Genomic DNA, 12,430 nt, shown 5'->3' with positions numbered 1-12,430 from the left:
GCAGATTGATGGCATGGAGCACACGGAGCCTCTGACGACGACCGAATCCACCGACCACTCGCCGACCCCCTCCCGTGCCCAACGGCGCGGCGCCAGAACCCACCGCTGGCGCCGCGACACCGTGGAGCTGGCCGCGGTCTTCCTCTCGGTGACCGCCGCCGACCTGGTGGCCAAGCTCGTCGTGCACGGCCCGGAGGGCCCGGTGGTGCTCGCCGCCTCGGCGGTGGCCCTGCTCGCCACGGCGCTGTTCCACACCTGGTGGTCACACCGGCACCATCTGCACGGCCCGCCGGCCCCGGACGCGTCGGCGCCCCCGGGTCCGCCCGCGCCGAACGCGGCGGAGGGGCTGAAGGGGCCGCTGGCCGACTTCGAGCAGACCGCGCTCTGGCGGGTCCGCACCACGGTGCAGGACTCCCCCGGCAGTCTGGCCCGGGTCTGCACGGCCTTCGCCGAGCGGCAGGTCAACATCATCTCGATGCAGTCCCACCCGCTGCCGAACGGCACCGTGGACGAGTTCTTCGTCCGGGCGCCGCACGCCCTCACCCGGACCGACCTGGCCGCGCTGGTGGCGTCGGCCGGCGGGCACGACATCTGGACCGACCCGGCCGACGCGCACGACCTGGTGGACGTGCCCACCCACGTCCTGGCACTGGCGACCCGCACCGCGCTGGACGCCGCCGAGCTGCCGATCGCGCTGCGCCGGCTGTTCGGGCAGTGCGCCATCCGGCAGTACCCGGGCGCGGCCCGGCGCGGCGGCGCCGGGGTGGACGGGCACCTGATGCGGCTGCCGGTGCCCTCCGGCGACCTCATCGAGCTCAGCCGCCCGCACCTGCCGTTCACCCCGACCGAGTTCGCCCGGGCCCAGGCCCTGGTCGAGCTGGACACCCTGCTCGGCCCCCGGGTGCCGGACGTCCGGGCCCGGCTGCGGCTGCCCGCCGGGGCGGACCTGACCGTGCGGCGCGCGGACGAGGGCGACCGGGAGGCGGCGCTGGCGATGCACGGGCGCTGCTCCCCGGAGACCCTGCGCCGGCGCTACCACGGCCCGGTCCGGGACGCCGACCGCTATCTGGACCACCTGCTGGACGCCCGGCACGGCCAGACCCTCACGGTCGAGGCCGCCGACGGGCGGATCGTCGCCCTCGGGCACCTGATGTGGGACGACGGCAGCGCCGAGGTCGCGGTGCTGGTCGAGGACGACTGGCAGCGGCGCGGGCTGGGGCTCGACCTGATGCGGCGGATGGCCGCGCTGGCGCTGGAGGCCGGGGTGGAGACGGTCTACGCCGTCACCCACTCCTCCAACACCGGGCTGATCGCCACCATGCGCAAGCTGGCCGCGCCGCTGGACTACCAGGTCGAGGAGGGCACCCTGGTGATCACCGCGCACCTGGCGGAGGCCGCCGAGGAGCTGCCCGTGCCCTGGCCCACCCGGCCGGGCAGGTAGTCCGGTCTTCACCGGATCCTCACCGCGGGCCTCGGCACGCACACCGGTCCGGGCGGCGATCACGCCGCCCGGACCGTCGCGCGCCCGGCCCGGACCGGCGCCGCCGGGCGGCTCGGCGGGCCCTTCGCAGGCGCGCGCCGGGGGAACCGACCGGCCCGGCCGAGGCGTCCCCCGCAGGGCAAGGCCCCTCCGTACACCGCCCGTTCTGACGCCGCGTCAGAGCGGCGCCGACGAGGCAGCCGGCGCCGTCGCAGCAGGCGGCGCGGGGTCCGGAGCGTCGAGCCGGGCGGCGGAGTCGGTAGGCTGGCCCCGTCCCCGCCGCCCGACGGCCCGTTATCCGGCCCCGGGCGGTGCCGCAGCAAGGAGGAACCACTGAGCATGGCAGGCACCGAATCGGAGCCCACAGGCGCACGCGACGCCTCGCTGCCCGCCCGCGCCAAGATCGCGGTCACGGCCGGCAAGGTGGCCGCCGCCCTGTCCCAGAAGGCGGGCCGAGGCAGCGGCTCGGTGATCGGCGGCAAGATCGCCCTGAGGCTCGACCCCGACCTGCTCGCCACCCTCGCCGACCACCTGGACGTCGTGCTGGTCAGTGCCACCAACGGCAAGACCACGACCACCCGGCTGATCGCCGAGGCGCTGCGCGCCGCCGGCCCGGTGGTCTCCAACGCCCTGGGCGCCAACATGCCGGCCGGCATCACCTCCGCCCTGGCCGGCGGCACGGACGCCCGCTTCGGCGTCATCGAGGTGGACGAGAAGTACCTGGCCGGAGTGGCCCGTGACACCCACCCCAAGGCGATCGCCCTGCTCAACCTCTCGCGCGACCAGCTGGACCGCGCCGCCGAGACCCGGATGATGGCCGAGAAGTGGCGCGAGGGCCTCCAGGACACCGAGGCCGTGGTCATCGCCAACGCCGACGACCCGCTGGTGACCTGGGCCGCCTCCTCCTGCAAGAAGGTGGTCTGGGTGGCCGCCGGACAGGCCTGGAAGGAGGACGCCTGGTCCTGCCCCGCCTGCGGCGGCGTGATGCAGCGCCCCGGTGACGACTGGTTCTGCCAGGACTGCGGCTTCCGGCGCCCCAACCCGCACTGGGCGCTCCAGGGCACCCACGTGATCGACCCGCAGCGCGGCGCCTGGCCGATCCAGCTCCAGCTGCCCGGCCGCGCCAACCTGGCCAACGCCACCAGCTCCGCCGCCGTGGCCGCCGTCTTCGGCGTCCCGCCGCAGGTCGCGCTGGAGCGGATGCAGTCGGTGACGGCCGTGGCCGGCCGCTACGACGTGGTCCAGTACCAGGGCCGGGACATCAGGCTGCTGCTCGCCAAGAACCCGGCTGGCTGGCTGGAGACCTTCTCGCTGATCGACGGCCCGCCGGCGCCGGTGATCCTCTCCGTCAACGCGCTCGACGCCGACGGAACCGACACCTCGTGGCTCTGGGACGTCGACTACGAGCGCCTCGCCGGGCACCCGGTCTTCGTGATGGGCCAGCGCAAGCTGGACCTCGCCGTCCGCCTGGAGGTCGCCGGGCTGCAGTTCCACGTGGTGGACTCGCTGGAGCAGGCCGTCCGGATGGCCCCGCCCGGCCGGATCGAGGCGATCGCCAACTACACCGCCTTCCAGCAGCTGCGGAAGGTCGTGGCCGGCTGATGCCCGGCCCAGCAGCCCACTTCACGACGGAAGGCCTTCGAGGATGAGTGAGAGCAGCCTGCGCGTGGTCTGGGTCTACCCCGACCTGCTCAGCACCTACGGCGACCGGGGCAACGCCCTGGTCGTGGAGCGCCGGGCCCGCCAGCGCCACCTCAACGTGACCAGGATCGACGTCCGCTCCGACCAGGCGGTGCCCACCAGCGGTGACATCTACCTGATCGGCGGCGGTGAGGACCGGCCGCAGCGGCTGGCCGCCGAGCGCCTGCGGGGCGACAGCGGGCTGGTCCGGGCCGCCGAGAACGGCGCGATCATCTTCGCCGTCTGCGCCGGCTACCAGATCCTCGGCCACGAGTTCGTCAACGACCTCGGCGAGCGCGAGCCGGGCCTCGGCCTGCTCGACGTCTGGACCACCCGCGGCGAGGGCGCCCGCTGCGTCGGCGACGTGCTCGCCGACGTCGACCCGCGCCTGGCCCTGCCGCAGCTGACCGGTTTCGAGAACCACCAGGGCATCACGCACCTCGGCCAGGGCGTCCAGCCGCTGGCCACCGTCACCGCGGGCCGGGGCAACGGCACCGGTGACGGCACCGAGGGCGCCTGGCGGGACACCGTCTTCGGGACGTACCTGCACGGCCCCGTGATGGCCCGCAATCCCGCGGTCGCGGACATGCTGATCAAGCTGGCGCTGGACGTGAACGCCCTGCCGCCGGCCGACACCACCTGGTACGACGCGCTGCGCGCCGAGCGCATCGCGGCCACTTCGCGCCCCGCGTAGTACGCCGGCCCGCTCCGACCGGGTGCCCGCGATGCGGTCATGCGGTCCACGGGCGGGCCCGGACGTACGACAATGGGGATGCCGGCTGCACACCCTCCTCGGCAGCAGGCTGCACTTCCGCGCGGGGGCGCCGACGGCGCCGCTCCCGCGTCGGCTCCTGCCCGGCCGGACGCAGGGGTCGTATGCTCGACTGCACGGTCGTTTTCGGGCGTTCTGTCCGGATCGACCGGTCCTTCACCCCTCGGTCATCTCCCCGCCATCACGGTGTGGGAACCGACCGCTACGGTGACGGTTCGTCGTCCCAGCCTGTAGTCCGGCCGTTCCTCGGTTCTGCTCGGGAGTTGCAAAGCAATGCGTATTGGAGTGCTGACCAGCGGCGGTGACTGCCCCGGCCTGAATGCGGTGATCCGCTCCGTGGTCCACCGGGGGGTGGTCGACCACGGCGACGAGATCATCGGGTTCGAGGACGGCTGGCGAGGTTTCCTGGAGGGCGTCCACCGCCCCCTGACCCTGGACTCGGTGAGCGGCATCCTCGCCCAGGGCGGCACCATCCTCGGCTCCTCGCGAGTACAGCCGAGCCATCTGCGGGACGGCGTCGAGCGCGCCAAGCGGTACTGCGCCGACCTCGGTCTGGACGCGGTCATCCCGATCGGCGGCGAGGGCACCCTCAAGGCCGCCAAGCTGATGAGCGACGCCGGTCTGCCGATCGTCGGCGTGCCGAAGACCATCGACAACGACATCGCGTGCACCGATGTCACCTTCGGCTTCGACACCGCGGTCTCGGTCGCCACCGACGCGCTGGACCGGCTGAAGACCACGGCCGAGTCGCACCAGCGGGTCATGGTCGTCGAGGTCATGGGCCGGCACACCGGCTGGATCGCGCTCAACGCGGGCATGGCCGCCGGCGCCCACGCGATCGTCGTCCCGGAGCGCCCGTTCCACATCGACAAGCTCACGGCCGTCGTCCGCGAGCGCTTCGACCGGCAGAAGAAGTTCGCGATCGTGGTCTGCGCCGAGGGCGCCAAGCCCGAGCCCGGCACCATGCACTGGGAAGAGGGCAGCAAGGACATCTACGGCCACGAGCGGTTCACCGGCATCGCCACCCAGCTCTCCCGGGAGCTGGAGCACCGGCTCGGCAAGGAGGCCCGCCCGGTGATCCTCGGCCACACCCAGCGCGGCGGCACCCCGACCGCGTACGACCGGGTGCTGGCCACCCGGTTCGGCTGGCACGCCGTGGAGGCCGTCCACAAGGGCGCCTTCGGCCACATCACCGCACTGCAGGGCACCAACATCAACCTGGTGCCGATCGGCGAGGCCGTCGCCGAGCTCAAGACCGTGCCGCAGGAGCGTTACCTGGAGGCGGAGACGGTCATCTGACCAGACCCGCCCACGGCCGCCGGCCCCCGAGCAACCGCTCGGGGGCCGGCGCCGTCTCGTGCGGGCGTCAGGTCGGCGCGCGGCCGGTCAGAAGCCGGTGTCGTAGGTGTAGCGGGTGGTGTGGTCGAGCATGTCCGCCGGGGTCACGTTGTTCCACGGCTTCATGGTCTCGTTGAGGTCGACCACGTTCGCCGTGCCGGCCGCCGGCAGGTAGGTGGACGACGGGTGGAGCTTCTGCCACTCCGACCAGAGCTTGTCGATGAAACAGTGGTGCAGCCAGAACACCGGGTCGTTGGGCGACATGCCGGTGGTCATGTGACCGCCGACCCAGACGTGCACCCGGTTGTGCAGGTTGACCCCGCGCCAGCCCTCCAGGTTGTTGCGGAAGCCGTCCGAGGCGCTGTTCCACGGCGCGGCGTCGTACGCGGCGATCGCCAGCACACCGGTGGCCTCGGCGCGGGTCGGCAGCTGGGCGACCGAGGCGCCGAACTGGCGCCGCAGGAAGGTGCGGCTGTCCGGCCGCACGTTCAGCGCCCAGTTGCCGCCGGAGAAGGCGAACGGGCCGGTGGTCACCTGGCCGTCGCTGCTGCGGCCGTTGCCGCCCATGAAGTCGGCGCCCCAGATCGAGGCGGTGGTGGTGCGGTCCGCGGTCCAGTCCCAGTACGGGAGGGTGACGGTCGGGTCGATCGCCTGCAGGGCCTCCTCGAACTGGAGCAGGAAGCGCCGGTGCCAGGGCAGGAAGGACGGCGAACGGTGGCCGACCCGCTCGCCGTTGTCGGTGTCGCTGATGATGAAGTTGTTGTGGGTCGTGACGAAGGAGTCGTAACCGCCGTTGCGCTTGAGCTCGAGCACGGCGTTGACGAAGGCGCGCTTCTCCTGGGCCGTCAGGGTCGCCTGGTTCTTGCGGACTGCCATGAGTCCCCCCTTGGGTGTGAAGTGGTGTTCCTGGTCCGGGTGTTCGGACTCGGTGCTCAGACCGTCGCGATCGGCACGAGCGTGGCGCCCTGCAGCTCGCTGACGGCCGCGCGGGCGAGCGCGCGCGGCGTGGCGAAGGTCTGGTAGTGGTTGACGACGCTGATCCAGGTGCCGTCCGCGTTGCGCATCATGTGCAGCTCGTCGCCGTCGATCCGCACCGAGTAGCCGGCGCCGCCGTGGTGGTGGCTGCTGCCGTCGGTGACCGGGCGGCCCTGGATGCGACGGCCCTGGAAGACCTCGTCGAAGGTGTCGGACGCCCCCGGGTCGGCCGCCGTCGCCGACTTGCTGGTCGGACCGGCGACGCCGAGCACGACGGTGCCGGCGGCCGCGGTCAGGGCCACGGCGGCCCCCTGCAGCATCCGCCGCCGGGTCAGCTCCGAGGCATGGGTGTCTTCGGACATGGTGGTACCCCCCTTGGGCACCCCGTCTGGTGTTGGGGCGCCGTTCAGAAAAGCTTGCAGAAACGTTAATGCGAGGCGATTTCATGATCGTGCTCGCTGTTTCGATGCTCGCAGGGCAACTCGACCTAGTGAACTGCCGATCGGCGGGGGTACGTACGGTTGGCGCGGATTCAGCCATCCCCCGACTGCCCACGCCTCGGACGCCCCAGGAAGATCTCCCGTTTCTCCACTGAATGATCGTCAGACCCGGATCGATCTTCACGCTGTGCAGATCCCGCACCGAAAATCCTTCGCCCCCGACCCTTCCCCGGTGACCGGCACCACCCGGCCAGGATGGCGCGATGGGACGGCCTCCCTCCGGCCGCCGGTGGCCGAACCCCGGTGCCGCCGGCCACAACTGTCGATTCGTCCGGTGGGCGCGACGTCCCGACGCGTCGGGGGCGTCGGAGCGGGACGGCTCGGTAGCGTGACGGGATGGAGATCCTCGCCTACGGCGTCCAACAAGATGAGCGGCCCCTGCTGGAGAAGGCCTTCGCCGAGCGCCACGCGCTGCGCAGCCTGGCGGTCTTCCTCGACCGCGACACCGCCCCGCTGGCGGCCGGGCACCGCGCGGTCAGCAGCAGCGTCAACGATGTCCTGGACGCCCGGACGCTCGGCCTGCTCGCATCCGGCGGCACCGAGCTGATCGCGCAGCGCTCCACCGGCTTCAACAACATCGACCTGGACGCCGCCGCCGAGCTCGGCCTCACCGTCGCCCGGGTCTCGTACTACAGCCCGTACGCCGTCGCCGAACACGCCTGGGCGCTGGCACTCGCGGTGAACCGGCGGCTCACCCGGGCCACCAACCGCTCCCGCGAGTTCGACTTCCGGCTGGACGGGCTGCTCGGCCGCGACATCCACGGGATGACGGTCGGCGTGCTCGGCACCGGCAAGATCGGCGAGTGCTTCGCCCGGATCGCCCACGGCTTCGGCACCGAGCTGCTCGGCTGGGACATCGCGGAGAACCCCGCGTGCACCGCGCTCGGCATGACCTACGTGGACCGCGCCGAACTGCTCGCCCGCAGCGACCTGATCAGCCTGCACGTCCCGCTGGTCCCGAGCACCCACCACGTGATCGACGGCGCGGCGCTCGCCCTGATGAAGGACGACGCGATCCTGATCAACTCCAGCCGCGGCGGCCTCGTCGACACCACCGCCCTGGTCGAGACGCTGCGCGCCGGCCGGCTGTCCGGCGTCGGTCTGGACGTCTACGAGGAGGAGACCGGCGTCTTCTTCTACGACCGCTCGGTCGAGGGCGTCAGCGACGACACGCTCGCCCGGCTGGTCACCTTCCCGCAGGTCCTGATCACCTCCCATCAGGCCTACTTCACGCACACCGCCGTCGGCCAGATCATCGAGGCGACGGTCCGCAACGTCGACGACTTCGAAGCCGGCCGGCGCAGCGAGAACACCCTGGTACCGGGGAACTGACCCCGGGGTGCCCGGCGGGGACCCGGCTTGCGGTCCTTCGGCCCGGGGAGGTCCGGGCACGCGATGCCGTCGCCGTCCCGGTCGACTGCGTTCGGGTCGAGCGTGTCCGCCCGCAGGACGGCCTGCGCCTGGATCCTGAACGCGTCGCAGCCGACGACATGACCCTGGTGCACGTACGGGGCGCCGTCGACGGTGTGCTCCGGAGGCCACCCGCCGAGGAGCCCGCCCACCGCCCGGCCCCGCCCCGTCCGGGGCGGGGCCGACCACCCTCCGGGACGCCCGGGGGAACGGAATGGACCTGGGGGAGGAATTCGCGGCAGAATGTGGTCTAGACCTCTACGTCGCTCTCCAGAAATGGCTATCCGTATGGAAATCGTGATCGTGCCCGACGCTGCCGCCGGAGGCAGCCTCATCGCCGCGGCGATCGCCGATCTGCTGACCGACAAGCCCGACGCCCTGCTCGGGGTGGCAACCGGCTCCACCCCGACGCCGATCTACCAGGCCCTGGCCGCCCGCGTGCAGGCCGGGACCCTGGACGCCTCCCGCGCACGCGTCTGCCAGCTGGACGAGTACGTCGGCCTCCCGGCCGGCCACCCCGAGTCGTACCGCTCGGTGGTCCTGCGCGAGGTCGTCGGGCCGCTCGGCCTGACCGAGGCGTCCTTCCTCGGGCCGGACGGCAACGCGCCGGACATCGCCGCGGCCGCGGCGGCGTACGACCGCGCGCTCGCCGAGGCCGGCGGGGTCGACCTCCAGCTGCTCGGCATCGGCACCGACGGCCACATCGGCTTCAACGAGCCGTGCTCCTCGCTCGCCTCGCGCACCCGCATCAAGACGCTGACCCGGCAGACCCGCGAGGACAACGCCCGGTTCTTCGACAGCCTCGACGAAGTCCCGCATCACGTGCTCACCCAGGGCATCGGCACCATCCTGGAGGCCCGCCACCTGGTGCTGCTCGCCACCGGTGAGGCCAAGGCCGAGGCCGTCGCCCTCGCGGTGGAGGGCCCGCTGTCCGCGATGGTGCCCGCCTCGGCCCTGCAGCTGCACCCGCACGCCACCGTCGTCGTCGACGAGGCGGCCGCCTCCGGCCTCAAGCTCGCCGACTACTTCCGCGACACCTACGCCGCCAAGCCCGCCTGGCAGGGCCTCTGACACGAGGCCGGGGCCACCCGGTGGAACCGGAGCCCCGCCGCCGAGGACCCGTCACCACTCGCGGCGACGGGTCCTCGGCGTTCCCCCGCGCCGCCGCACCCGACACGGCGCGGCTCGTCGGCGGGACCGTCCGGCGGTCCTGGGCGGGCGGCCCGCTGAGCCCCCGAACGGGCCTCCACCGCACAGGACCTGGGCCGAACGGGTGGGCGGCAGGCTGTGCGCGTGGGTCATCCGTGCACCAACCGTGTCGCTATGGGTAACTGTGCGCGTGCTCTCGGCTACCGGGCCCGCCGGGCGGGCGGGGTGACCGAGGCGCCCCCACTCCCCCTCCCGAACGGAACCACGCATGCGCAGTCCCGCTCTCGCCGCCTTCACCATGGCGGTCGCGCTCCCCCTGACCGGCCTGGCCGCCACCGGCACCGCCGTCGCGCAGTCGTCCCCCTCCCAGCGGGTGCCGATCAACGAGTGCGAAGGCGTCCCGAAGGTCTACGACACCGGCGCGGACCAGTACCTCTGCACCCGGCGGGAGCTCGGCCCGGTCACCCTGCCGACGAGCCCGGTGCTGAAGGCGCTGCTGAAGGACTACGACCGGCTGGGCGGGGTGACGCCGGCCCGGTTCCTGGACTGGTACCGGGACTGGCGGGGCTGGAAGTACCCGGACCACAACGGCTTCACCGCCAACGGCGGCAACCTCGACATGACCGAGGTGACCCTGCCGACGGGCAAGAAGCTCGACCGCTTCGGCAGCAACGACCGCGGCAGGTTCCTGGCCCCCGGCGGCACGCGGTTCGCCGAGCGCGCCCTCCCGCCGGACTCCCTCAACGGGGGCGAGGCCAACTACCACTGCTTCGAGGTGCGGAAGGCGTTCAAGGTCCAGCAGGGCCACATCGCGGGCGCCTTCTCGCAGCCCGGCAACGGCCTCCAGCAGTGGCTCGACCCGGACCTCAAGCCGAACGACCCCACCCTGACGACCTTCGACGTGAGCGGCCTGATCACGGCGGGCTACCTGAAGGAGCACACCGACAAGGGGTACTGCCTGTAGGGGAACAGCGGGCCCTGAGGCCCACCCGGACGGACGGAAGGGGCGGCACGCGGTCGGCGACCGGCGCGCCGCCCCTTCCCGCGCCGCCGCCCCGCGGACGGGGGGCGGGGGAAGCGGCGGAGTAAGGCCCGCCTAGGCTGTGGAGGCAAGCAAAACGGGCGAACCGGACCCACCCAGGGTCGTGACGAGGGAAAGCGGGACCCGCCGATGGGCGACGGAATGTCAGGGATGCACCACCACGGCGGAATGACCGAGCTGGGCCCCTTCTCCCTCTCCAACGTCATGACCTGGTCCCCCGACTGGGTCTTCCTGATCGGCAGCCTGGCCGGCCTGGCGCTGTACGGCGCCGGCGTCGTCCGGCTGTACCGGCGCGGCGACCGCTGGCCGATCGGCCGGTCGGTCGGCTGGGCGGCGGGCATCGGCTCGGTGATCCTGGTCACCTGCACCGGGCTGAACGACTACGGCATGGTGCTCTTCAGCGCGCACATGATGCAGCACATGGTGCTCTCGATGCTGTCGCCGATCCTGCTGCTGCTCGGCGCGCCCATCACGCTGGCGCTGCGGGCGCTGCGCCCGGCCGGCAAAGGCCGGCCGCGCGGGCCGCGCGAGCTGCTGGTGGCCCTGCTGCACAGCACCTACGTCAAGGTCGTCTCGCACCCGGGCTTCACCATCCCGCTGTTCATCGCGAGCCTCTACGGGGTCTACTTCACCCCGCTGTTCGACTTCCTCATGCAGTACCGGCTCGGGCACATCTTCATGATGGTGCACTTCCTCGCCGCCGGACTGGCGTTCTTCTGGCCGATCATGGGCGTGGACCCGGGCCCGCACCGGCCTGGCCACGTGATGCGGATCATCGAGCTGTTCATGGGGATGCCGTTCCACGCCTTCTTCGGCGTCGCGGTGATGATGGCCAGCCACCCGCTGGTGACCACCTTCACCGAGGAGGGAGCGCCTCCGGGGACGAAGCTGCTGGACGACCAGAAGCTGGCCGGTGGCATCACCTGGGCATTCGGCGAGATCCCGACCGCGATCGTGCTGATCGCGCTGGTCTACCAGTGGATGCGGTCCGAGCAGCGGGTGTCCCGCCGCCGCGACCGCGCCGAGGACCGCAGCGGCGACGCCGAGCTGGCCGCGTACAACGCCTACCTGGCCTCGCTGGACAAGCGCGGCCAGCGGGCCGCCCCGGCACCGGCGGCCGACGCGGGCTGACCGGCCGCGCCGGCACCGCCCCCGACACCGTGACGAAGCCCCCGCCCCACCGGCGGGGGCTTCGTCGTCCCCGGCCGCAGGCTCCTCTGGGGTTCAGGACCCCGGCGGCTCGGGCCCTGGCGGCTCAGGCCTTCCAGCCGTTCTGGCGGGCGAGGCCGGCCACCAGGATGTCCAGACCGAACTCGAACCGCTCGTCACCGACGTTGCGGGTGAGCGCCGCCGCCATCGAGGTGATCATCGGATAGCGGTCGGCGGGGATGGTGCCGAAGTACTCCCGCACCTGGTCGGTGTAGTCCTGGGAGTTCCCGCCCCCACGCGTGGACGCCTCGAAGGTGGTCGCCGTGGTGTAGAGCCCGAGCACGTCGACCCCGTACGCGGCGGTCTGCTCGTCGAGGCCTCCCGCGCGCAGGATGCCGAGCATGGACTCGGCGATGTCCATGGCGTGCGGCGTGGTGGGCACATTGGCCACCACCGCCGCCCGGGCGAGGTCCCGGTGCGCCAGCAGGGCGTCCCGGGAGCGGCGCATCAGCCGCTTGATCTGCTCCTGCCAGTCGGCCGCGTCGGGCTCCTCGAGTTCGATCTCGGAGTAGGCCAGGTCGAGGACCTGCTCGACCAGCTCCTCCTTGCCGCCGATATGGGCGTAGAGGCTCGCGGCCCCGGTGTCGAGCTCCTGGCCGACCCGTCGCATGCTCAGCGCGTCCATGCCCTCGGCGTCGACGATCCGCAGCGCCGCCTCGACGATCCGCTCGCGACTCAGCGGCTGGCGCCTGGCCGGCGCCTTCTCCTTCTCCCGCCAGTGCGCTGGCCAGCTCGGACGCGGGGCGGCACTGGTCATCGGGGCTCCTTCGTGGTCGGCGACGAGTCCCAGCGTACTTGACACGAACGCCGTTCCATGGGAAAACACTGTTCGTCGAAGAAAACAGTGTTCGTTCAGGCGAACAGAGTTCGCCCCC

At 72.4% G+C, this 12,430-nt stretch carries 11 protein-coding genes; 8 read left to right on the top strand and 3 right to left on the bottom strand.

Annotation, left to right across the window (positions count from 1 at the left end; genetic code table 11):
• Positions 1–13 precede the first annotated feature (13 nt).
• From ACIF6L_RS29615 to ACIF6L_RS29600, 4 genes are all read left to right on the top strand, one after another.
• A complete protein-coding gene (locus tag ACIF6L_RS29615; RefSeq protein WP_396490556.1) occupies positions 14–1,441 on the top strand; it encodes a GNAT family N-acetyltransferase in 1,428 nt (475 codons plus the stop codon).
• A 378-nt stretch (positions 1,442–1,819) separates the two neighbouring features.
• Positions 1,820–3,082 (top strand): MurT ligase domain-containing protein, encoded by a 1,263-nt coding sequence (locus ACIF6L_RS29610; RefSeq protein ID WP_329491009.1) that lies wholly within the window; start codon positions 1,820–1,822, stop codon positions 3,080–3,082.
• A 43-nt stretch (positions 3,083–3,125) separates the two neighbouring features.
• Positions 3,126–3,854, top strand: a complete 729-nt coding sequence (locus tag ACIF6L_RS29605; protein ID WP_329491008.1) for a glutamine amidotransferase — start codon at positions 3,126–3,128, stop codon at positions 3,852–3,854.
• A 351-nt stretch (positions 3,855–4,205) separates the two neighbouring features.
• Positions 4,206–5,231 carry a 6-phosphofructokinase gene (locus tag ACIF6L_RS29600; protein WP_329491007.1) on the top strand — a complete coding sequence of 342 codons (1,026 nt, stop codon included), beginning with the start codon at positions 4,206–4,208 and terminating at the stop codon, positions 5,229–5,231.
• An 87-nt stretch (positions 5,232–5,318) separates the two neighbouring features.
• On the opposite strand, the gene ACIF6L_RS29595 is transcribed toward ACIF6L_RS29600, so the two are convergent.
• Entirely contained in the window at positions 5,319–6,146 is an 828-nt protein-coding gene (locus tag ACIF6L_RS29595; RefSeq protein WP_396490554.1) for a tyrosinase family protein, read from the bottom strand.
• Positions 6,147–6,202: 56 nt separating this feature from the next.
• Positions 6,203–6,607 (bottom strand): tyrosinase cofactor, encoded by a 405-nt coding sequence (locus ACIF6L_RS29590; RefSeq protein WP_329491003.1) that lies wholly within the window; start codon positions 6,605–6,607, stop codon positions 6,203–6,205.
• 474 nt (positions 6,608–7,081) lie between these two features.
• Between ACIF6L_RS29590 and ACIF6L_RS29585 the strand changes: the two genes are divergently transcribed.
• From ACIF6L_RS29585 to ACIF6L_RS29570, 4 genes are all read left to right on the top strand, one after another.
• Complete coding sequence (locus ACIF6L_RS29585; protein ID WP_329491002.1) at positions 7,082–8,077, top strand: 2-hydroxyacid dehydrogenase; 996 nt, start codon at positions 7,082–7,084, stop codon at positions 8,075–8,077.
• A gap of 366 nt (positions 8,078–8,443) precedes the next feature.
• Entirely contained in the window at positions 8,444–9,226 is a 783-nt protein-coding gene (gene nagB, locus ACIF6L_RS29580; protein ID WP_329491001.1) for a glucosamine-6-phosphate deaminase, read from the top strand.
• A gap of 346 nt (positions 9,227–9,572) precedes the next feature.
• Positions 9,573–10,268: a TNT domain-containing protein gene (locus ACIF6L_RS29575; protein WP_396490551.1), complete on the top strand. Its 696-nt coding sequence runs from the start codon at positions 9,573–9,575 to the stop codon at positions 10,266–10,268.
• A gap of 228 nt (positions 10,269–10,496) precedes the next feature.
• Positions 10,497–11,477: a cytochrome c oxidase assembly protein gene (locus ACIF6L_RS29570; RefSeq protein WP_329492364.1), complete on the top strand. Its 981-nt coding sequence runs from the start codon at positions 10,497–10,499 to the stop codon at positions 11,475–11,477.
• A gap of 124 nt (positions 11,478–11,601) precedes the next feature.
• Here ACIF6L_RS29570 and ACIF6L_RS29565 read toward each other — a convergent pair whose 3' ends face one another.
• Complete coding sequence (locus tag ACIF6L_RS29565; RefSeq protein ID WP_396490550.1) at positions 11,602–12,312, bottom strand: TetR/AcrR family transcriptional regulator; 711 nt, start codon at positions 12,310–12,312, stop codon at positions 11,602–11,604.
• Positions 12,313–12,430 lie beyond the last annotated feature (118 nt).

The sequence above is a fragment of the Kitasatospora sp. NPDC086009 genome (genome assembly GCF_044540385.1).
GTDB lineage: Bacteria > Actinomycetota > Actinomycetes > Streptomycetales > Streptomycetaceae > Kitasatospora.
Note: the sequence above shows the minus strand (reverse complement) of the source record. Positions and strands in the feature narration are given on the sequence as shown.